The 21,132-nt window shown below is 66.8% G+C and carries 20 protein-coding genes; 8 read left to right on the forward strand and 12 right to left on the reverse strand.

Going from position 1 to position 21,132, the window contains the following annotated elements:
- Positions 1-524: 524 nt before the first annotated feature.
- The 7 genes from A9976_RS04275 to A9976_RS04305 form a co-directional block, all read right to left on the reverse strand.
- On the reverse strand, positions 525-1,199 hold the full coding sequence (locus A9976_RS04275; protein ID WP_183017956.1) for an ANTAR domain-containing response regulator: 675 nt from the start codon (positions 1,197-1,199) through the stop codon (positions 525-527).
- A gap of 2 nt (positions 1,200-1,201) precedes the next feature.
- Positions 1,202-2,350 carry a transporter substrate-binding domain-containing protein gene (locus tag A9976_RS04280; protein ID WP_183017957.1) on the reverse strand — a complete coding sequence of 383 codons (1,149 nt, stop codon included), beginning with the start codon at positions 2,348-2,350 and terminating at the stop codon, positions 1,202-1,204.
- An 81-nt stretch (positions 2,351-2,431) separates the two neighbouring features.
- A complete protein-coding gene (locus A9976_RS04285; protein WP_183017958.1) occupies positions 2,432-4,168 on the reverse strand; it encodes a nitric oxide reductase activation protein NorD in 1,737 nt (578 codons plus the stop codon).
- A 12-nt stretch (positions 4,169-4,180) separates the two neighbouring features.
- A complete protein-coding gene (locus tag A9976_RS04290) occupies positions 4,181-5,038 on the reverse strand; it encodes a CbbQ/NirQ/NorQ/GpvN family protein (protein WP_183017959.1) in 858 nt (285 codons plus the stop codon).
- Between the two features lie 72 nt (positions 5,039-5,110).
- Positions 5,111-6,148, reverse strand: a complete 1,038-nt coding sequence (locus A9976_RS04295; protein ID WP_183017960.1) for an aliphatic amidase — start codon at positions 6,146-6,148, stop codon at positions 5,111-5,113.
- Positions 6,149-6,455: 307 nt separating this feature from the next.
- Positions 6,456-7,865: a GntP family permease gene (locus A9976_RS04300; protein WP_183017961.1), complete on the reverse strand. Its 1,410-nt coding sequence runs from the start codon at positions 7,863-7,865 to the stop codon at positions 6,456-6,458.
- A 112-nt stretch (positions 7,866-7,977) separates the two neighbouring features.
- The gene (locus tag A9976_RS04305) at positions 7,978-9,477 is read right to left on the reverse strand and encodes a cytochrome P450 (RefSeq protein ID WP_183018164.1); all 1,500 of its coding nucleotides are present in this window, start codon (positions 9,475-9,477) and stop codon (positions 7,978-7,980) included.
- A 102-nt stretch (positions 9,478-9,579) separates the two neighbouring features.
- Here A9976_RS04305 and A9976_RS04310 point away from each other — a divergent pair, with 102 nt between their 5' ends.
- Together A9976_RS04310 and A9976_RS04315 are read left to right on the forward strand one after the other, a co-directional pair.
- Entirely contained in the window at positions 9,580-10,530 is a 951-nt protein-coding gene (locus A9976_RS04310; RefSeq protein ID WP_183018165.1) for a helix-turn-helix domain-containing protein, read from the forward strand.
- Positions 10,531-10,869: 339 nt separating this feature from the next.
- On the forward strand, positions 10,870-13,104 hold the full coding sequence (locus tag A9976_RS04315) for an NADP-dependent isocitrate dehydrogenase (RefSeq protein WP_183017962.1): 2,235 nt from the start codon (positions 10,870-10,872) through the stop codon (positions 13,102-13,104).
- Positions 13,105-13,259: 155 nt separating this feature from the next.
- Here the strand turns inward: A9976_RS04315 and A9976_RS04320 are convergent, their stop codons facing one another.
- Both A9976_RS04320 and A9976_RS04325 read right to left on the reverse strand, forming a co-directional pair.
- Positions 13,260-13,607: an RNA-binding protein gene (locus tag A9976_RS04320; protein ID WP_012205474.1), complete on the reverse strand. Its 348-nt coding sequence runs from the start codon at positions 13,605-13,607 to the stop codon at positions 13,260-13,262.
- A 111-nt stretch (positions 13,608-13,718) separates the two neighbouring features.
- Positions 13,719-13,928 (reverse strand): hypothetical protein, encoded by a 210-nt coding sequence (locus A9976_RS04325; protein ID WP_016445961.1) that lies wholly within the window; start codon positions 13,926-13,928, stop codon positions 13,719-13,721.
- Between the two features lie 354 nt (positions 13,929-14,282).
- Here A9976_RS04325 and A9976_RS04330 point away from each other — a divergent pair, with 354 nt between their 5' ends.
- From A9976_RS04330 to fur, 6 genes are all read left to right on the forward strand, one after another.
- Entirely contained in the window at positions 14,283-14,681 is a 399-nt protein-coding gene (locus A9976_RS04330) for a transcriptional repressor (RefSeq protein WP_409049530.1), read from the forward strand.
- 66 nt (positions 14,682-14,747) lie between these two features.
- Positions 14,748-15,968: a zinc metallochaperone GTPase ZigA gene (gene zigA / locus A9976_RS04335; protein WP_183017964.1), complete on the forward strand. Its 1,221-nt coding sequence runs from the start codon at positions 14,748-14,750 to the stop codon at positions 15,966-15,968.
- A gap of 46 nt (positions 15,969-16,014) precedes the next feature.
- Positions 16,015-16,905: a GTP cyclohydrolase FolE2 gene (folE2, locus tag A9976_RS04340; protein ID WP_183017965.1), complete on the forward strand. Its 891-nt coding sequence runs from the start codon at positions 16,015-16,017 to the stop codon at positions 16,903-16,905.
- 65 nt (positions 16,906-16,970) lie between these two features.
- Positions 16,971-17,120 (forward strand): type B 50S ribosomal protein L36, encoded by a 150-nt coding sequence (ykgO, locus tag A9976_RS04345; protein WP_182283136.1) that lies wholly within the window; start codon positions 16,971-16,973, stop codon positions 17,118-17,120.
- Positions 17,117-17,677 carry a carbonate dehydratase gene (locus tag A9976_RS04350; RefSeq protein WP_183017966.1) on the forward strand — a complete coding sequence of 187 codons (561 nt, stop codon included), beginning with the start codon at positions 17,117-17,119 and terminating at the stop codon, positions 17,675-17,677. The genes ykgO and A9976_RS04350 overlap by 4 nt, the downstream gene beginning before the upstream one ends.
- Positions 17,678-17,859: 182 nt before the next feature.
- Positions 17,860-18,309 carry a ferric iron uptake transcriptional regulator gene (gene fur / locus A9976_RS04355; protein WP_183017967.1) on the forward strand — a complete coding sequence of 150 codons (450 nt, stop codon included), beginning with the start codon at positions 17,860-17,862 and terminating at the stop codon, positions 18,307-18,309.
- On the opposite strand, the gene A9976_RS04360 is transcribed toward fur, so the two are convergent.
- From A9976_RS04360 to A9976_RS04370, 3 genes are read right to left on the reverse strand one after another with little or no spacing between them, the layout of a single operon-like run.
- Positions 18,296-19,081, reverse strand: a complete 786-nt coding sequence (locus tag A9976_RS04360; protein ID WP_183017968.1) for a DNA alkylation repair protein — start codon at positions 19,079-19,081, stop codon at positions 18,296-18,298. The genes fur and A9976_RS04360 overlap by 14 nt on opposite strands.
- Positions 19,078-19,569, reverse strand: a complete 492-nt coding sequence (locus tag A9976_RS04365; RefSeq protein WP_183017969.1) for a MarR family winged helix-turn-helix transcriptional regulator — start codon at positions 19,567-19,569, stop codon at positions 19,078-19,080. Before A9976_RS04365 ends, A9976_RS04360 begins: the two co-directional genes overlap by 4 nt.
- 23 nt (positions 19,570-19,592) lie before the next feature.
- The gene (locus tag A9976_RS04370; RefSeq protein ID WP_183017970.1) at positions 19,593-21,125 is read right to left on the reverse strand and encodes a PepSY-associated TM helix domain-containing protein; all 1,533 of its coding nucleotides are present in this window, start codon (positions 21,123-21,125) and stop codon (positions 19,593-19,595) included.
- Positions 21,126-21,132 lie beyond the last annotated feature (7 nt).

Below are 21,132 nucleotides of genomic sequence, written 5' to 3' on the forward strand. Positions count from 1 at the left end.
TATTGGAGTATTTAATCATAATGGAATAAGATCAGCAGGATTTGTAATCTTTGCACAGGTGGATCTTTATTTGGTTTTTTTCACAAAAATTAACAGAATGATATTTAATTATCGAATTTGATAATTCATTATCAAATTCGATGGTTTGGTGGTGTCATCGTCGAATAGATACAGGCGCCATGCGCTTGTTCCTGGAAGAAGGGCAAGTGCCTCCCAGTGCTGGCCGCCCGGAACCCGGACAAAGAGCTGGCAAGCCTGGACGGTACGGCCGCAATGCGGTTGTGACCGCTGAGCGGGGCATTGGCGCCAGATCGGGCGCGGTTCAGGGGGCGGCAGCCAATATTTATGTCAGGGTGGGCAAAACCGTGGCCTGACGGGGGCATGCACGAAATCTATCTGCCCACAATTTTTTTCTCGTATGAGAACCTTGGACGCGATAGCGCCGATTGCAGATGGCGCATGGCGCAAGGCCGCTCAACAGTGGTGCGGCTTCGGCGATGGAGCATGTGACGCCCCGGGGCCCTTCACCGACCCACGCCCTTGCCCAGCGACAGTATTTCGCTCGCATGGACGATGGCCTGGGCAATCTCCTCCACCGAGCTGCGCCGGCTCATGGCCTGGGCGCGGATCATTTCATAGGCCTGGTCTTCGTTGATCTGGTGGGTTTGCATGAGGATGGCCTTGGCTTCGGCCACGCGGCGCTGGCCCAGCAGCTTGGCCTGGAGCTTGGCGATGCGTTGCTGCTGCTGGCGTGATTCCTTGTGGTTTCTGCGTGCCAGCACCAATGTGGACAGCAGGCCGAAGGAGCGGATGGGCGAGGGCAGGATGGCCTGTACCTGCAGTTCCAGCACCGCGGAGACGATGGTGGGGTTTTCGTAGTTGACCACGGCGATGGCGGTGGGCGGGCTCTCTCCCTCGCCCTGGGTCCAGGCGTAGTTCAACTGCAGGTGATCGGGGCGCACGGCCAGGAAGACCACGTCCGTGCCCTCGGGCAGGCTGGGCTGGGGCGGCCAGATGGCCTGGACCTGGCAGCCTATGCGCTGCAGTTGCTGGGCCAGCAGGCGGCCGTCCGCGTCGTCAGGGTGGATGACGGCGATGCGCAACTGGCGCAGTTCCTTCAGTTGGGGCGAGGTGGCGCGCAGCAGCGGCTTTCTTTCGAGCAGGGGCCTGCCTGCGTCCTTGCTTGGTACGGCAGCCACGCTCAGGTCTCCAGGGCACCGAGGCTGGCGGTCCAGTCGCCCAGGGAATGGGTGACCAGGTAGGGGTCGGGCGAGACGGCCCGCGTGGCCTGGCGCACGATGGTGAAGCCGCCCTGTGCATTGGCGCGGCCCACGCGCGGGTGCAGCCAGGTGTGGTGGTTGTCGGGGTCCAGCCTGATGCGGCCCTGGGGCGCGTCGAATTCGCTGCCCAGCAGATGGGGCAGCAGCTCGCCTATGCGGTCACTGCCGGCCTGGCGGAAGGCGTTGGCGAACAGGTGCATCTGAAAGTAGGCGGCCTCCCAGCACAGGTTGGGCCGACAGTCGTCGCCCAGGCGCTGGCGCAGCCGGGCCAGGCAGCGCGCATTGGCCGGTGAATCGATGGACTGGAAGTAGGGCGCGGCCGTGAAGTGGCCGGCCGCCACGTCGGCGCCCATCTGGGCGATCTCGGCCTCGGAGGTGGTGAGGCTGGCAATCGGCATGGTCTGCGGGTTGAAGCCCGCATCGGCATAGGCGCGGTAGAGGCTGGCCGTGGAGTCGCCGACCACGGTGGAGAAGATGAAGTCCGGCTGCCTGGCGCGGACGTCCTGCATGATGGCCGCGTAGTCGCGTTCGGTGGCGTCCAGCGGCAGGTAGTGTTCGCCCAGCTTGTCGCTGCCCGGATGCTGCATGACCAGCTCGCCCATGATGCGGTTGGACTCGTAGGGGTAGATGTAGTCCGAGCCGATGAGGTAGACCCGCGCGCCGAAGCTGCTGGTCATGTAGTCGGCCAGTTGCACGCTGTTCTGGTTGGGCGCGGCGCCCGTGTAGATGACATTGCCCGAGAACTCGAAGCCTTCGTAGAGCGTGGGATAGAACAGCAGCTTGTTCCATTTCTCGACGATGGGGATGACGGCCTTGCGGCTGCTGGACATGTAGCAGCCGAAGATGACGTTGATGCCGTCGCGCACGATGAGCTGCTCGGCCAGGGCCGCATAGCGGGCCGGCGTCGAGGCCGGGTCGTAGCGCACGGCGACCAGTTCACGCCCCAGCAGGCCGCCCGCCTCGTTGATTTCGTCGATGGCCAGCTGCGCGCCCTGCAGCTGGGACTGGCCGATGGTCGATGTGGTGCCGGTGGCCGAGTAAAGAATGCCGACTCTGACGGGGTCGTTCATGGGTTCCTTCTGTGCCAGGTGCTGGCGTGCGTTCTTTGCAGGCTTCAGGTTAATCGAGATTGGCGTGGCCGGCGGCCGTGGTCAGCGGCCGGCTGCGAGCCTTGCGCCCATCTGGGACAGCCGCCTTGGCAGATGCCGCGCGTCGTCGGCAATACCGTAGTTGCGCCCGCCAAAGATGTGGCGCACATAGCCGTCGGCCTGGCTGTCCACGGCCAGGCAACTGATGCGTATGCCTGCGGCGCGGGCCTGCTGCACGGCATGGCGCGCGTCTTCGATCAGGTAGCGATCGTCATGCACGTCGATGTCGGCGGGTGCTCCATCGGTGATCACCAGCAGATGGCGCTGGCCAGCAGGCTCGGCCGCCAGCAGGCTGCTGGCGTGGCGCAGGGCTGCGCCCAGGCGGGTGGAATGGCGGCCCTGCAGCGATTGCAACCGGGCGGATGCCTCATCGGCAAAGGGTTGGCCGAAGTCCAGCAGGCGCAGGTAGCGGACTTCGGCGCGCGTGTTGGACGAGAAGGCGTGGATGGCCAGGCGGTCCACGCCGGTCCTGTGGCCTGCACGCGATTCGGCCAGCATGAGGGCCGCCTGTTTCTCCAGCTCCAGCAGGCTGGCGCCGTGGGGGCCGGGCGTGTTGACCGATTCGGAAGCGTCCATCAGCACCAGCACGCTGGTGGGGCGCGGGCCTTTGCCGGCGCGCATGAAAAGGCGGGGCTCAGGGCGCAGGTTCAGGCGGCGGTCCACCTGGACCTCGATGGCGGCATTGAAGTCCAGGTCATCGCCTTCCCACTGGCGGCGCAGGCGCTGGCGCCGGTCCAGCTGGCGTGCGGGCGGCAGCGGCAGGGGCGGCAGTGTCTGTCTGCCGGCCTGGGAGCCTTTCCCGGCCAAAGCCTCGGCCTGCCATGCGGGCAGGGTATCGATGACGGTGCACCAGTCCTTCTTCAGGCGCTCCGACCTGCGGTCCCATTCGGGATAGCTGTGGCGCGACAGTTCCAGGCCTGGGTCCAGGTCCAGCGACTGGCCTTCCTGTGCATCGGACTGCTGTCCTGCGCCGGCCGATGGAGGCGGAGCCGCGCGCGCAGCGGACTGCTGCAGCGCGAGTGTGTCTTCCTCGTCCTGGGCCGACTCCGGATGCTGCCAGAGATAGCTGTTGTCATCACGGTAGATGCTGGGCACGGCATGGTGCTGGGGGTCCATGCGCACGCGCATCTGGCCCAGGTCGTTGGCCAGGATGGAGGCAATGGCCCGGAATGCGGCGTAGTCCTCCAGGCCATGGCGCGTGGCGGTGTCCTCGAACAGGTCACGGGCCTTGTGGATCCAGTGGTTGCCGTCCATACGGTCTGGCCACAGCAGCATGCGGTCCAGCCGCGCCATGAAGGCGGCAAAGCCCAGGTCGGATGGGTCGGGCTCGGGCGCGATGCAGGCCTCGAACCAGCGGCGCACGCCGGGGTGCTGCAGGCACAGCAGCCGCTCCACGCGCGCATCTTCCAGCGCGGCCACCACGGTCTGGCCCATGGGCTTGAGGGCGCTGCTGTCCTGGCGGGCGGGCGAAAAGCGCAGATGGGCTGCGGCATGGGCCATCGTTGCTGCGTGCAGGTTTGCCTGAATGGGCAAGTTGGCGGGAACCAGCAGCCGGGCAGGCCGGCTGATCAGCACGGCGCGCGGCGGCGGGGCGTGGGCCTGGCCCGGCGCCTGGGCACTGGCCGGCGTCCTGGCCAGCGCCTGTACGGCGACAGGCTGGCGCGCGAGGCCGCTGGCCAGCAGGCCCAGCGTGTGCAACAGGCGAGACTCTTCGGACAAGGCAGCGGAGACGATGGCCATGGCGCGCGGCCCTCAGGCGCCGAATTCGGCTTCGACCAGCTGGCGCAGCGCGGCGGCGGTGTCGGGGTCGTCGGTCAGGGCGCTGGTGATGGTCATGTCGCAGCTGTCATGCACCGAGACGCCGTCGCGCATCAGCAGGCCTGCGTAGATCAGCATGCGGGTGGATGCGCCTTCGTCCAGGCCCCGGTGGCGCAGTTCGCGCGTGCTGCGCGCCAGGCTGACCAGGCTGCGAGCGGTGGCCGGGGCAATGCCGGTCTCGTGGGCCACGATGTCCGCTTCGATCCCGGGTGCAGGGTAGTCGAAGTCCAGCGCAGCGAAGCGCTGGCGCGTCGATGGCTTCATGTCCTTGGCGCTGCTCTGGTAGCCGGGGTTGTAGGAAACCACCAGCTGGAAGTCAGGGTGCGCGTGGACCACCTCGCCCCTTTTGTCCAGCGGCAGGGCGCGGCGCGCGTCGGTCAGCGGGTGGATGACGACGGTGGTGTCCTGGCGGGCCTCCACCACTTCGTCCAGGTAGCAGATGCCGCCATGGCGCACGGCCAGGGTCAGCGGTCCGTCGTGCCAGGCCGTGCCGTCGGCATCCAGCAGGTAGCGGCCCACCAGGTCGGAGGCCGTCATGTCCTCGTTGCAGGCCAGCGTGACCAGGGGGCGATTGAGCGCCCAGGCCATGTACTCCACAAAGCGCGTCTTGCCGCAGCCCGTGGGGCCCTTGAGGATGAGCGGCATGCGGTGCTGGTAGGCCTGGCGGTACAGCTGCACTTCCCGGCCCGAGGGGCGGTAGAAGGGCTCTTCCTCGATGCGGTAGGCCGCCAGCGGGTCGGTGGCCTGGCTGGCGGGAGCGTGCAGCGGGCCTGTGGTTGTTGTCGTGCTCATCTTCACTCTTCACCTTTCCGTGTTCGTGGGCGAGCCTGCCCCCAGGCCTGCAGGCTCGGAGGCAGGACGCTGTCAGCGGTGTTTGGGCGCCTCGTGCGGAATGCCTTCGATGGGGCATTCGGGCGTGCCGACGGTGGTGCGTGTGAAGGACTCGACCATCTCGCGCGTACCCTCGGGATCGTTGACCCACTGGCTGTAGAAGTTGTAGGGGCAGGCGGCCACGCCCTTGTCCCCGTCGCCGGAGTTGATGGTGCCGGTGTAGCCCCGGTGCACCAGCTTGAACAGGTGGTTCTGGGATTGGCCGTTCTTGCGCGCATCGCGGATCAGGTGCTTGGACAGTTCGGCGTACTGGATGCCCATTTCCTCCTCGCCGGTCTCGCCCAGGGTGCGGCCGTCGAAGCCGATGATGGCCGAGTGCCCGAAGTACGAATACACGCCGTCGAAGCCCGCCGCATTGGCCACGGCCACATAGCAGTTGTTCATGAAGGCCATGGCCTTGGAGACCATGATCTGCTGCTCCTTGGCCGGGTACATGTAGCCCTGGCAGCGCACGACGAGTTCGGCGCCGCGCATGGCGCAGTCGCGCCAGATCTCGGGGTAGTTGCCGTCGTCGCAGATGATGAGGCTGATCTTCAGGCCCTTGGGGCCTTCGCTCACATAGGTGCAGTCGCCCGGATACCAGCCCTCGATGGGCACCCAGGGCATGATCTTGCGGTACTTCTGCACGATCTCGCCCTGGTTGTTCATGAGGATCAGGGTGTTGTACGGCGCCTTGTTGGGGTGCTCCTCATGGCGCTCGCCCGTCAGCGAGAACACGCCCCAGACGTTGGCCCTGCGGCAGGCGTCGGCGAAGATTTCGGTCTCTTCGCCCGGGATGGCGCTGGCCGTGTCGTACATCTCCTTGGCGTCGTACATGATGCCGTGCGTGGAGTACTCGGGGAAGATCACCAGGTCCATGCCCGGCAGGCCGCGCTTCATGCCCACCAGCATCTCGGCGATGCGGCGCGCGTTGTCCAGCACCTCGGCCTTGGTGTGCAGGCGGGGCATCTTGTAGTTGACCACCGCCACGCCGACGCAATCGTTGCTGCTGGAAATATCTCCGTGTCTCATGCTGCTGCTCCTGAAGGGGTTGAGGGGGCGGCGTGCGGCATCGCAGCCCCCTCGATTCCCGGCCAACAAAAAAAGGCCCGAACCGCTCCGGGTCAGGAAGCGGTTCGGGCCTTGTTGCCCGACATCGGCGCTGGCAGCTTTGGCAGCGGATGTCGTCTTGTCGGTAATGCGGGAATGAATCGGGGCGATGCCTTATCGCCGTGCATGCATTGTTGCCTTGCACCCGCCCCGCGCATATACGTCATATGCCGGTTGTGGCGTGCGCGACGCCGTGGTATTTCCCGCGCGCGCCCTGCGCCCTGTTCCCTCAGAAGGACCCGAACATGGTGCCGAGGGTGATCACCAGCACCAGGACCAGCAGTGGTGCGCCAATGGTCATGATGGCGATGTTGCCGTATGACTGGCGGTGCGTGAGGCCGCAGATGGACAGCAGCGTGATGATGGCGCCGCTGTGCGGCAGGGTGTCGAAGCAGCCGGCCGCCATCACCGCTACGCGGTGCAGCAGCTCGGGGCTGATGCCCAGCTGGGCGGCCATGGCCAGGTAGTCCTTGCCCAGCGTGGACAGGGCAATCGACAGGCCGCCTGACGACGACCCCGTGATGCCCGCCAGCACGTTCATGGCCACGGCCTCGGAGATCAGCGGGTTGTGCGGGGCCACGTTGAGCACGGCCTCGCGGATGATGGCAAAGCCCGCCAGCCCCGCGATGACGGCGCCGTAGCCCACTTCCGAGGCGGTGTTGAAGATGGGCAGCATCGAGCCCAGCACGCCCTTGTTCACCGACTCCTTGAGATTGCGCCAGCGGCCCAGGCCCAGCAGCACCAGGGACGCGCAGGCCACGGCCAGGGCCACGATGAGCGCCCACAGCCCCGTCTGCTTGGCGGGCTCCACTGCAGGAAAGCGCTCCTTCAGAAAGCCCATGTCGAGTTGCGGAAACACGCCGTAGGTGAGCAGCGCATTGACCGCGATCACCAGCACCAGCGGCAGCAGGGCCAGCAGCAGCGGGAGCTGCTGGCGGCTGTGCAGCGAGGGGTCGCTTTCGTCATGCAGGCCTTGCTCGACCGCATCGTCATGGTCGCCATAGCCTTCACCGGCCAAGCGGGCCTTGGAAGCGCGCGACTGCAGCCACCACAGGCCCAGGGCCAGCATGGTCATGCCGCCGATGATGCCCAGGCCCGGTGCCGCGAACACATTGGTGCCGTAGTAGGGGATGGGAATGGCGTTCTGGATGGACGGCGTGCCCGGCAGCGCCGTCATGGTGAAGGTGAACGAGCCCAGCGCGATGGTGGGCGGTATCAGCCGCTTGGGCACATGGGCCGCGCGGAACAGCGACTTGGCAATCGGATAGATGGCAAAGGCCACCACGAACAGCGACACGCCGCCATAGGTGAGCACGGCGCAGGCCAGCACCACCGTGAGGATGGCGTGCTTCTCTCCCAGCACGCGCATGATCCAGTGCGATATCGCGGTGGCTGCGCCCGAGTCGGCCATCAACTGGCCGAACAGCGCGCCCAGCAGGAACACCGGGAAGAACTGCAGCATGTAGTTGCCCAGGGCGCCCATGAAGGTGCTGGTGTACAGCGGCAGCATGTGGCTGAGGTCGCCGGACAGCAGCACGGCCACGGCGGCCATCAGGGGGGCCAGCAGCAGCACGGAGATGCCTCGGTAGGCCAGGAACATCAGTCCTGCCAGGGAAATCACGATTGCCAGGGTACTCAAATCGTCTCCAGTCCATTGGTTCTAGTCAAAAAGACAGAATAAATGCGGATTGGTGACAATTTGGCGTAATTGGCGTGCTTTGTGGATGATTTGGCGCAATATATCGCCACGTTTACCCGGGATTGGCGTCCCTGCGCGATTGCAGCCGCAGTCTCAAGGGAGTGGATGGCCGCAGCGTGACCTGCAACACAGGGCGAGGGGCGCCGGCACCTTCGGGCACGCTCAGTTGCAGGCGCTGCAGCACCATGGCCGCCACCACCGCCATCTCGGTGCTGGCCAGGTGCTGGCCCAGGCATACGCGCGGGCCGGTGCCAAAGGGCATCCAGCTGCCGCGCGGCGCGGCAGGGGCTCCGTCCTTGTCGGCATCGGCGAAACGCTGCGGCTGAAAGGCATCGGGTTGCGGGAACCAGCGCGCATCGCGTTGCATGAGGCCGGGCGCAATCATGAACAGGGTTCGCGCGGGCAGGCGCCACGGGCCCAACTGCACAGGCCGCGTGCAACGCCGGCTGATGAGCACAGGCGCGGCCGGGTACAGGCGCATGGCTTCCTGCAGGCTCCAGCCCAACTGGCGCAGCGCGGGCAGGTCCTGCGCCGTGGGCGTGCGGCCCTGCAGCTGTTCCTGGATCTCGTCAGCTACCTGCTGCTGCGCCTCGGGATGGGTGGCCATGCACCAGGACCACCAGGTCAGGCTGCTGGCCACGGTTTCGTGACCTGCCAGAAAGGCCGTCATGCACTCATCGCGCACGGCCTGCAGTGTCCAGGCCTGGGCGTCGCCCCGGTGCAGGCGCAGCAGGCGGCTGAGCAGATCCTCGGGCCAGTCTGCATCGGCCTGCGCCAGCCGGAGCCGGACCTGCCGGTCGATGAAGCTGCGCAGCCAGGCAAGCGCCCGGCGCTTGCGGCGCTTCCAGGGCATGGCATCGGGCCAGCGCAGGGGCCAGTAGAACTCGCTGTTGGCGGCATGGCTGACTTCGCGGATGGCCTGCTCCGCGGAGCGCGCATCCTCGCCGATGGCGCCGGAGAACATCAGCCGCATGATCACATCCATGGCCAGGGCGGTCAGCGCCTGTTCCATCGGAAAGTCCTCGGACTGCTGCGGCCAGGCCTGGAGCGCGGCCTGCGCGGCTGCGGCCAGGGCCGGTATCTGGGCCTGCACGGCCTTGGGGGAGAAGGCCGGCAACAGGGCCTGCCGCTTGCTGCGCCAGGGCCGGCCTTCGCTGACCAGCACGCTGTGGCCGTGCAGTTGGGCAAAGACCGAGATGCCGTGCTCCCAGCGCACCAGCGCATCGTGCTGGCCGACCAGCAGCTCGCGCACCAGTTCGGGATCCGTGACGACGACCTGGTGTTCTGGCCAGATGCGCAGATGGATGGCATCGCCGTGCTCGCCGCGCCATTGCGCCAGCGTACCCAGCAGGTCGCGCGACATGCGGCGCAGCAGGCCCCAGCCCATGAGCCCCGGTGCCGGGCCGGGTGGCCAGGCCGTGGAGGCCATCTGCTCGGATTGCGCGGGTTGCGCCGGTTGTGCGGATTGCGGCGCTTGCGTGGCGAAGGGGCAGGAGGCCGCATTCGACGGCGCCGGTGTGCAGGTATCTTGCGTGGGATTCGGGCGGTTCATGTTCCCATGCTCGCTGGTCACGCCGCCCGTGGTCTTGAACGAAAGCGTCACGGGATCGGCGGGCGGCAAGGCCTACACTGCGCCTCCATGGATGCCGTCGTGATGCCCGAAGCCGAAGCCGCAATCGAAGCCCGTACGCCCAGTGCCTTTGCTGCCTGTCCGCCCCTGCATGCCAGGGGCGCGCGCTGGGCAGGCCAGGGGCGGCAGCCGCACTCCATGCTGTATCCCGCGCCAGCGGGGCTGCATGGTGCGGTGGTGGCCGTCGTCTGCCGCGATACGCGGGGCTTGGTCCTGGACGATGCGCAGCGGCTGTCGCATTTTCCCGCCACCCCCATGGTCTGCCTGTCCTGGTACCAGGACATGGCCGCAGGCCTGGTGGGCTTGCAGGGCTGCGAGCCCTTTGCGGCATCCGTCATGCTTTCGGGCAGCCAGACCGCGCCCACGGCCAGCTGGGCCAGCGGGCCGGGCCGTGGCGGCATGGTCTGCCTGCACCTGGATGCCGCGCTGCAGCTGTTCGGCCCCGGCGTGCTGCAGGCGCAGGATGGCTTTGTCGCGGCATCCGGGGTGCTGGGGCCGTCCTGGTCCGCGCTGTGCCAGGCCCTGCTGCATGCGCAGGACGATGCCGGCACCCTGGACGCGTTGCAGCGCCACCTGGCGCCACGCTGGCGCGAGGTCCGGGGGAGCGCCCTGCAGGTGCGGCCCTCGTTGCGCGAGCATGGGCGCCACTGGGTGGCCTGGCTGGGGATGCAGGCGCTGCAATGGCAAAGAACGCTGGGCGCGCGCCAGGTGGAACGGCGCATCAAGCAGTTCAGCGGCCGCTCCCTGCGGCAGTGGCAGGGCATGGTGCGCACGGAAAGCCTGTTCCATGCGGCGCGGCGCCACCATGAACAGGGACAGGCGCTGGACTGGGCCGCGCTGGCGCTGGATGAGGGCTTCTCCGACCAGGCCCATATGTGCCGCGCCGTGCGCCAGATCACGGGGTTTTCGCCGGGGGAGTTTGCGCGACGCTTCGAGCACGACGAGTCGTTCTGGATGTATCGGCTCTGGGTCTGACCCGGGGGGTCTGCTCCGCTTGCGTGTCCGTCACGCTACAGCATTTTTTGCATGGTAGAAAACGCAGGGGCTGCAAGCCGTTTCCCTGTGAAAACGCGTCCTGAATGCCGCTGTAAAACCCTAAGTCTTCTACAAGACTTAGAAAATGTGGCGGGTTCCGCTTAGAATTTTGTATTGTGGGATCGCATTGCAGAAAACGCCGGGGCAGCATGCTGGCGCGACGGGGCATTGCGTGACGGTCCTACTGCCTCAGGCTGCACCGGCCCCGTTTCCCCTAGCGGATGCCCGGTTCGACGGCCTGCGGCGCGACCCCTACCTTTTCACTACCTGAGACAAGAGATGAGCACGCAGCAACCCACCATCATCTACACCCTGACCGATGAGGCCCCGCGCCTTGCCACCAGTGCCTTCCTGCCTGTGGTGCGCGCCTTCGCCGCGCCCGTCGGCGTGAACGTCGAGACCGCCGACATCTCCGTGGCCCACCGCATCCTGGGTGAGTTCTCCGAATTCCTGGCCGAAAACCAGCGCGTGGCCCACACCTTGTCCGAGCTCGGCAAGAAGACGCTGGAGCCCGATGTCAACATCATCAAGCTGCCCAACATCAGCGCCTCGGTGGCCCAGCTGATCGCTGCCATCAAGGAACTGCAGGCCAAGGGCTATGCACTGCCCGACTACCCCGAGAATCCGACCAACGACCAGGAAAAGGACATCAAGGCACGCTACGGCAAGTGCCTGGGCTCGGCCGTGAACCCCGTGCTGCGCGAGGGCAACTCCGACCGCCGCGCTCCCGCCGCCGTCAAGAACTACGCCAAGAAGCACCCGCACTCCATGGGCGAGTGGAAGCAGTGGTCGCAGACCCATGTCTCGCACATGGAGCACGGCGACTTCTACCACGGCGAAAAGTCCATGACCCTGGACGCCGCGCGCGACGTCAAGATGGAGTTGACCACCAAGAGCGGCAAGACCGTGGTGCTCAAGTCCAAGGTGGCCCTGAAGGCCGGCGAGATCATCGACTCCATGTTCATGAGCAAGAAGGCGCTGTGCGACTTCTATGAAAAGGAACTGGACGACTGCCGCGACGCCGGCATCCTGTTCTCGCTGCACGTCAAGGCCACGATGATGAAGGTCTCGCACCCCATCGTGTTCGGCCACTGCGTGAAGATCTACTACAAGGAAGCCTTCGAGAAGCACGGCAAGCTGTTCGACGAGCTGGGCGTGAACGTCAACAACGGCATGTCCACGCTGTACGAGAAGATCGAGACGCTGCCCGCCTCGCTGCGCGAAGAGATCGTCCGTGACCTGCACGCCTGCCAGGAACACCGTCCCGCGCTGGCCATGGTGGACTCCGCCAAGGGCATCACCAACTTCCACTCGCCCAACGACGTGATCGTTGACGCGTCCATGCCCGCCATGATCCGCCAGGGCGGCAAGATGTGGGGCGCCGACGGCAAGCCCTACGACTGCAAGGCCGTGATGCCTGAGTCCACCTTTGCCCGCATCTACCAGGAGATGATCAACTTCTGCAAGTGGCACGGCAACTTCGATCCCAAGACCATGGGCACCGTGCCCAACGTGGGCCTGATGGCGCAAAAGGCCGAAGAGTACGGCTCGCACGACAAGACCTTCGAGATCGAGGAAGACGGCGTGGCCAACATCGTCGATCTGGCCACGGGCGAAGTGCTGATGAGCCAGAGCGTGGAGCAGGGCGACATCTGGCGCATGTGCCAGGTCAAGGACGCGCCCATCCGCGACTGGGTCAAGCTGGCCGTCACGCGTGCCCGCAACTCCGGCATGCCCGCCGTGTTCTGGCTGGACCCCTATCGTCCGCACGAGGCCGAGCTGATCAAGAAGGTCAACACCTACCTCAAGGACTACGACACCACGGGCCTGGAAATCCACATCCTGTCTCAGGTCCGCGCCATGCGCTACACGCTGGAGCGCGTGGCCCGCGGCCTGGACACCATCTCGGTGACCGGCAACATCCTGCGCGACTACCTGACCGACCTGTTCCCCATCATGGAGCTGGGCACCTCGGCCAAGATGCTGTCCATCGTGCCGCTGATGGCCGGTGGCGGCATGTACGAAACGGGCGCTGGCGGCTCCGCTCCCAAGCATGTGCAGCAGCTGGTGGAGGAAAACCACCTGCGCTGGGATTCGCTGGGCGAGTTCCTGGCCCTGGCCGTGTCGTTGGAAGACCTGGGCATCAAGAACGGCAACGCCCGCGCCAAGCTGCTGGCCAAGACCCTGGATGAAGCCACGGGCAAGCTGCTGGACGAAGACAAGTCGCCTTCGCGCCGCACCGGCGAGCTGGACAACCGTGGCAGCCAGTTCTACATCGCCCTGTACTGGGCACAGGCCCTGGCGGCGCAGACGGAAGATGCCGAACTGGCCTCCAAGTTCGCTTCGCTGGCCAAGCAACTGGCCGACAACGAGTCCAAGATCATCGAAGAGCTGCGCGCCGTGCAGGGCAAGGCCGTGGACATCGGTGGCTACTACATGCCCGACGTGGCCAAGATGGATGCCGTGATGCGCCCCAGCGCCACGTTCAACGCAGCCATCGACGCGCTGCTGTAAGCCGCTGTGCCCGGGGCCTGGCCCCGGCAGGCTTCAGCCATGACCGGCCGGCCCGCAAGGGCGGCCGGTTTTTTCATGCCTGCAACGGCAGGAAAGAAAACCGCAGGCGAAAAAAAACCGGCCCAGAGAGCCGGTTTTCGGAAGCTGCGCCGTGATCAGTAGCGACCGCCGCCGTGGCCGCCGTTGCCATAGCCGACATCCGAACGCTTGCCGGCGTAACCCTGCGGGCTGTAGCCACCGGAGCTGCGGCCTTCTTCGCGGGGACGGGCCAGGTTCACGACGATCGAGCGTCCGTCCACGGACATGCCGTGCAGGCCGGTGATGGCGGCCTGGGCGACTTCGGCAGAAGCCATTTCGACAAAGCCGAAGCCCTTGGAGCGGCCGGTTTCGCGGTCCATCATGACCTTGGCGGAGGCCACGTTGCCGAACTCGGCAAAGTTGCTTTCCAGGCTGGAGTCGGTCACGGAGTAGGGCAGATTGCCCACGTAGATTTTGGTGGTCATAGGAAAACCTCTTTGATTAGATGTGCGCAAACGGGCGCACCGTTGGAATGCAGGCGGCGGACTGTGCAATCCGCAGCAGGGAATGGATGGGGGTTCGCAGCAGGCAGGCCATCAGCACGCAGGCGGGTGCTGCATGCAGGTCTGAAGCCAGCCTTGGGTGACGGCAAACAGCCGTGCCGCTTCGCTGGAGGCGAATGCCTTGTCGAAACGGAATACGCGACAGTAGCTGCCGTTGCCCTGGGAGCGATGGACCGAGAAGGAAGCGCGGAAGCGGCCGCAGTCGGTCGGGTGTGTCGAGGGCGAGACGACGTACTTGCCCATGGGAATGCCGGTGTTTGAAATGTGGTTCAGTCAGGTTCGCAGCCTTGAGCAGGCCTGCGTGAGCATCTAGGAACTCGGTTGGCTGCAGCTCTACAGACCAACTGGGCGACAAAGGTCGCGAAAGACATCCTGCAGGAAGCGGCTGGCAAGCCGTTGCGCGGGAGATGTCGTTGCCGACTCAGGTAATTGGGTCTGGACAACGGTGCTGACTATATCCTGTTGATTATTTAAACGCAACTTAATATTCTTTTTAATTGTAAAAACCTGCCTGGCAGGCGATGGTTTGTTATGTTATAACTTAACAAAATTGACATGACCCAACATGCTGGCCGTTTGCCAGACCAGGAAATCACCATGCCCACTCCTTTGACCGCCAACCAGCAACGGGTGCTCGACGCCCTGCGCCAGGCCGGTGCGCCGCGCACGGCCTATGCACTGCTCGACCAACTGCGTGACCACGGGCTGAGCGCCCCCACCCAGGTCTACCGCGCGCTGGACAAGCTGGCCGAGCAGGGCGTGGTCCATCGCCTGGAGTCGCTGAATGCCTATGTCTGCTGCTCGCATCCGGACGAGGGCAGCCATGACTTCTCGGCCTTTGCGATCTGCGACAGCTGCGGCCAGGTCGATGAGTTCGTGGACGACGCGCTCAACCGCTGCCTGGGCAACTGGGCGCATGGCCATGCGTTTGCGCTGGCCCATTCGAACATCGAGCTGCATGGCAAGTGCTCTGCCTGCACCGCGCTCCACGCCTGAGACCCCGCCTGCCGCCCGCGGCCGCAGTGCCCGCCGCGCGATCCCTGTCCCTGTTCGAGAGATTCCATGATGCATACCGTAGCGCCGGTTCAGCCGCCGCATGCCCGATTGCCTGTGACCGTGCTGTCGGGTTTTCTGGGCGCGGGCAAGACCACCTTGCTCAACCACATCCTGCACAACCGCGAAGGGCGGCGCGTGGCCGTCATCGTCAATGACATGTCCGAGGTCAACATCGACGCGGCCCTGGTGCGCGATGGCGGGGCCGGCCTGTCGCGCACCGACGAAAAGCTGGTGGAGATGAGCAATGGCTGCATCTGCTGCACCCTGCGCGAGGACCTGCTGCTGGAGGTGGCGCGGCTGGCGGGCGAGGGCCGCTTCGACCAGCTGGTCATCGAGTCCACGGGCATCTCCGAGCCGCTGCCGGTGGCCGAGACCTTCACCTTCGCGGGCGAGGACGGGCGCAGCCTGGGCGATGTGGCGCGACTGGACACCATGGTGACCGTGGTCGATGCCTTCAACTTCCTGCACGACTACGGCTCGCGCGACAGCCTGCGCTCGCGCGGCGAATCGCTGGGCGAGGAGGACCGCCGCACCGTGGTCGATCTGCTGATCGAGCAGGTGGAGTTCTGCGATGTGATCGTGCTCAACAAGATCGACCTGGTCACCGAAGAGGACTGCGCGCGGCTGGTGGCCATCCTGCGCGGACTCAACCCGCGTGCCAGGCTGGAGATGGCCTCCTTCGGCCGGCTGCCGCTGGATCGCGTGCTGGATACCGGGCTGTTCGATTTCGAGGAGGCATCCAGGGCGCCGGGCTGGCTGCAGGAATTGCGTGGCACGCACCAGCCCGAGACGGAGGCCTATGGCGTTGCCAGCTTTGTCTACCGAGCCCGCCGCCCCTTTCATCCCCGGCGCTTCTTTGGCCTGGTGCAAAGCGAATGGCCGGGCGTGGTGCGCTCCAAGGGATTTTTCTGGCTGGCCAGCCATCCGGCGCTGGCCGGTTCCTGGTCGCAGGCCGGCGCCGTGGCGCGCCATGGACCGGCTGGCCACTGGTGGGCAGCCGTGGAGGCCGAGCGCTGGCCGCGCGACCCCGAGAGCGTGGAGCGTATCCTGGACAAATGGGTCGACGGCGTGGGCGATGCGCGCCAGGAGCTGGTGCTGATCGGCATGGGCATGGACGAGGACGCGCTGGGCGCCCGCCTGGACGACTGCCTGCTGACCGATTCGGAAATGGCCCTGGGCCCGCAGGCCTGGGCGCAATGGGACAACCCGTTTCCCGACTGGAATTGAGCGAATACCGCGCCGGCCTGGGTCGGCGTGGCCACTGGAGCCCCGAATGCCTGCACCTCTTCCCGATGTTTCCCTGACCGATCCCGCGCCCAGCCTCAGCCCGCTGCAATGGGTGGGCATGCAGGGCATAGACCTGCCCGTGACCGTCGCCGAGCCCGGCTACTGGCGCGAGCTGCATGCGCGCGCCGATGTGCAGGTCGATCTTCCTGCGGCCCATGTCAAGGGCATACACATGTCCCGGCTGTACCGGCAGCTGGACAGCCTGGCCGAGGAGTCCGCGCTGTCTGCCCTGGCGCTGCGCCATGCGCTGCAGGCCATGATCGACAGCCACCTCGACTGCCAAAGCCGCAGCGCCCGGCTGCGCCTGTCGCTGGACCTGCTGACCCAGCGGCCCGCCCTGGTCACCCACGACCTGTCGGGCTGGAAGTCCTATCCCGTGCGCCTGGACGCCACGCTGGCCGAGGGCGTGTTCCAGCTGCGGCTGCAGGTGAGCGTGGGCTATTCCTCGACCTGCCCCTGCTCGGCGGCCCTGTCGCGGCAGTTGCTGGAGCAGGGCTTTTTGCAGGCCTTTGCGGGCGAATCACTGGTGGCGCCGGACCAGGTGGCCTCCTGGCTGCGCCGGCATGGCACGCTGGCCACGGCGCACAGCCAGCGCAGCGAGGCCCGGGTCAGCGTGGACCTGGGCTGTGATGGGCCGGACCTCGGCATCCTGCCCCTGATCGCCCGCGTGGAGCAGGCGCTGGGCACGCCCGTGCAGACCGCCGTCAAGCGCGCCGACGAGCAGGCCTTTGCCGCGCTCAACGGCCGCAACCTGATGTTTGTCGAGGATGCGGCGCGCCGCATACAGGCGGCCCTGGAAGGCGTCTACGCCCAGCCGCGCGTGCATGTGCGCCACCTGGAAAGCCTGCATCCGCACGACGCCGTGGCCTGGGCTTGAGCCGCTAACAGCGAACAGCGACCAGCAGTCCCGCATCCGTTTTTGTCCAACCCAAGGAGTTTTCCATGCAAGTTCTCTCGTCCCTCAAGGAAGCCAAGCTGCGCCACCGAGACTGCCAGGTGGTGCGCAGGCGCGGGCGCACCTATGTCATCTGCAAGAGCAATCCGCGCTTCAAGGCCCGCCAGGGCGGCGCCAAGAACAAGCGCAAGGGATGATCCGCAGGAACCCGCGCGGGGACCTGCCGCGCATCCATGCCAGCGCCTTCGTGGACCCCACGGCCATCCTGTGCGGACTGGTGATCGTGGAAGAGAACGTCTTCATCGGCCCCTACGCCGTGATCCGTGCCGACGAGATGGATGCGGACGGCCACATCGACCCCATCGTGATCGGTGCGCACTCCAACATCCAGGACGGGGTGGTGATCCACTCCAAGTCCGGCGCGCGCGTCAGCGTGGGGCAGCACAGCTCGATCGCCCATCGCGCCATCGTCCACGGGCCCTGCACCGTGGGCAATGGCGTGTTCATCGGCTTCAACAGCGTGCTTTTCAACTGCGTGGTCGATGACGGCTGCGTGGTGCGCTACAACGCCGTGGTCGATGGATGCCACCTGCCACCGGGCTTTTATGTGCCGTCCACCGCGCGCATAGGCCCGGAGACCGATCTGTCCACGCTGGCCCAGGTGCCCGCGGACGCCAGCGATTTCTCCGAGGACGTGGTCCGCACCAACAACGAATTGGTGCGCGGCTACAAGGCCATCCACAATGAGTTCTAGAACAAAGCACCCCCTGAGCGGCTACGCCGCTTCCCCCTCTCTCGCTGCGCGGGAGGGGTACGACACCCTCGGTGCGGGGCTGCCCTTCCTCGGTGTCCCTGGGCTGGGGTGCGCCAGTCTCGTGGACCGTGGACGGTTGGTAGCGCGCAGTGGCGTGAATCACTGAGACAAGAAAGGGCTGCATGTCCGATTCCGCTGACCTCAAGAACCTGGGGCTGAAGGCCACGCTGGCGCGACTGTGGGTACTGGACATCTTTCGCCACGGGGACCAGCGTCATCTGGCAGCGGAGGAGGTCTACCGCCAGCTGCATGACCAGGGCCGGGGCACCAGCCTGGCCACGGTCTACCGCGTGCTGGCGCAGCTGGAGCAGGCCGGGTTGCTGCGGCATCAGCGCTTTGCGGCGGGCAAGGCGGTCTATGAACTCGATGACGGCGAGCACCATGACCACCTGATCTGCACGCGCTGCGGCCTGGTGCAGGAGTTCCATGATGCGGTGATCGAGCAGCGCCAGAAGCTGCTGGCGCGCTCGCATGGCTTTGCCATCGTGGAGCACTCCCACATCCTCTACGGGCGCTGCGTCAAGCCCGACTGCGAGCGGCTGGCGGGCCGGCAGGAGGCTAGCTCTCCTTGAGGCTGCGCTGCGCACGCTCGCAGATGCGGCGCGTGGCGGGCACGGGCGATTCCTGGAGCCATTGCGCACACAGGGCGCGCACCCAGTCTGGCCGGCTCTTGGCCGCGTCGTTGAGCCAGTTGGCCACCGAGTCCTGCACATAGGGCGAGGCATCGGCGCGCAGCCGCTGCAAAAGGGGCAGGGCGATCTCCGGCTGCTGCTTGAGCGCCGAGATATGGCTGCACCAGACGCCGCGCGGCCGCAGGGCCTCGCTGGCGAAACGGCGCAGGCGGTCGGAGGGCCGCCTTGTCCACCGAGACAACTCGGCCACGGCCTGCGGCAGGTCGCTGGCCAGATGCGGGCGCACGCCCATCCACGACCATTCGCGCACGCCGAAATGCGAGTCATCGGCCAGCGGCCGCACCAGCTCCAGGCGCTGGCGCAGGTCCAGGCCGGGCTGCGCACCCGCCATGAAGCAGGCCCAGCCGCGCACCGTGTCAGAGCGGTGCGTGAGGCAGCGCTGCCAGCCAGCCTGGCCCAGCGTCTGCCACAGCAGGCCGCCAATGCACTCCATGCGCTTGAGGATGCCGAGCTGGCCCAGCGCCTGTGCCGTGTCCTGCAGCTGCGGCCACTCGTCGGGAAAGACGGCTTGCAGCAGCCGGGCCTGGTCCACGGCCAGGCTTTCGGTCAGCGTGGCGGTTTCGATCTCGCCCAGGGACAGGGCCTGCAGCAGTTCGGGAGTGATGTCGGCCGTGCGGTTGGCGCCCTTGCGCCGGGGGGCGGGCGCCGTCATGCGCTGGCCTCCACGCCTGCGCAGGCCTTGGCCAGCAGCTTTCCCAACTGGCCGCGTTCGGCGGGCGTCAGGTTGGAAAACAGGCCGGCGATCCATCGGCTGTGCTGGGCAAACAATTTGCGCGCCAATTGGCGCCCCTTGGCGGTGAGCTGCACGCGCAGCGCGCGGCGGTCGGCGGGGTCGGGCAGGCGCTGGGCCAGGGCCTCGCGTTCCAGGCCGTCCAGCAGGCCGGTCACGGTGGCGCGGGTGATGCCGGCCTGCTCGGCCAGATGGTTGGGCGCAAGGCCTTCGCTGGCGGATTCCAGCAGGAACAGCAGCACGAAGCGCCCTTCGGACAGGCCATGGGGCGCCAGCAGCGCGGCGCAGTCACGGTCGATGCGCGCAGCCAGGGACAGGGTCTGGAAGCACAGCCGCATGCCGTCCACATCGGGCAGCCGGCGGCGCTCGGCCTCGGCCAGCAGGGCCTGGTATTTCTGTTCGAGTTGCATGTGGCAAGCATACAGTATGGCGGCTAACCATATACACCCGCCTTGGCCGATGCCGGCATCCGGGCGCCATGACTGCGCTTTTTGCGCAGCCGGCGCAGGCCGATGAGCACGCCCGTGGCGCTCATCAGCAGGCCGCCCAGGCTGAAGGCCAGCAGCAGCCCATCCCACAGCGGCCGGCGCTGCAGCAGCGGCAGCCAGTCCCAGCTGTGCAGCATGGCGAACAGCCAGCGCTTGAGGCGCTGGGCGCCGTCCAGCCGGCCCAGCACCTGGCCCGTGTGCGGGTCGATGTGCACCCAGCTGGCCGCGGCATCGCCAAAGACCACGCGCAGCACGGGCAGGGGCTTGTCATGGCCGCCCATCATGGTGTGCTCGGCGCGCTCGTACCAGTACAGGTCGTGCGCGGTCAGCCATTCGCTGCGCAGCACGGGTGCGTCGATCAGCACGGCTGCGCGCGCCAGCAGGGCGTCGCGCGAGTGGGCCACGGGCGCGGCGCTGGCGCTGTCCAGCACCAGGGGCGTGCCGGCTGCGGGCTGGGCCAGCACCTCGGTGCGGCCTGCGGTGCGCAGCCAGCGCAGTTCGCGCACGGGGCCGCCCGCTGCGGTGATCAGCGAATGCGGCGTGGCGTCGTCCCCGGTCAGGCGCAGCGGGCCCTGCTGCCAACGGGCCATGTGCAGCGGCGGCGTGCCCGTGTCGAACAGGCGCCAGGGGTTCATGGACATCAGGCCGCTGAAGATCCAGGCCAGCGTGGTCAGCGCGAACAGCAGGCCCGCCACATGGTGCCAGCGCATGGCGCGGCCCGGGTAGGGCGTGCGCCGGCCGCTGCGGTAGGGCTGCCTGAACCGCCAGCGCATCACCCCGACCACGGTGCCGGTGATGGCCACGGCAATGCCGACCAGCGACAGCACGTTGACGATGTCGGCCCAGGCGCCGTCAAAGGCATTGCCCCGGAACATGTACAGCCAGTGCAGCCACGCGCCCAGGTAGTTCCAGCCGCGCTCGGTGCGCGTGGCATCGCGCACCACCTCGGCCGTGCGGCCGGAGATGTAGAGCAGCGTGCCCTGGGCATCGTCCAGCTGCACGCGGTGCAGGGGGCGGTGGATGTCCAGCGCGCGCGAGTGGCTGAAGGCATCCTCATCCACCGTGCCCAGGTAGTGCAGGCCCGTGCCCTCCCCCGCGAAGGCGCGGGCACTGGCCAGGGCCTGCGCCTCGCTGGTGGCGGGCAGCACCTGGCCGCTGGCCGCATCGATGGCCACGGGCTGGCGCCGCCCCTCGGGCGTGGCCAGGTAGCTGGCACGGCCGGCGCTGCCGGCATGCAGGCGCAGGTCCTTGAGCGGGCCGTCGATGCCGGCCGCGCGCAGCGCCTCGGAGGGCGCGAGCAGGGCGGCACTGCCATCGAGCGGCGGCAGGTGGCGCAGCCGTTCGGCCTCGGTGAGCTTGGGGTAGCCCACGTACATCATCACCATGCCCGAGACAAACCACAGCGCAAAGAACAGGCATACGGCAATGCCCAGCCAGCGGTGCAGCAGGAACAGCCAGCGTTTGAGGTGAAGGCGCATGGCGCGG

The organism is Delftia sp. UME58 (assembly GCF_014170385.1).
In the GTDB taxonomy this organism is placed as follows: Bacteria; Pseudomonadota; Gammaproteobacteria; order Burkholderiales; family Burkholderiaceae_C; genus Comamonas; species Comamonas acidovorans.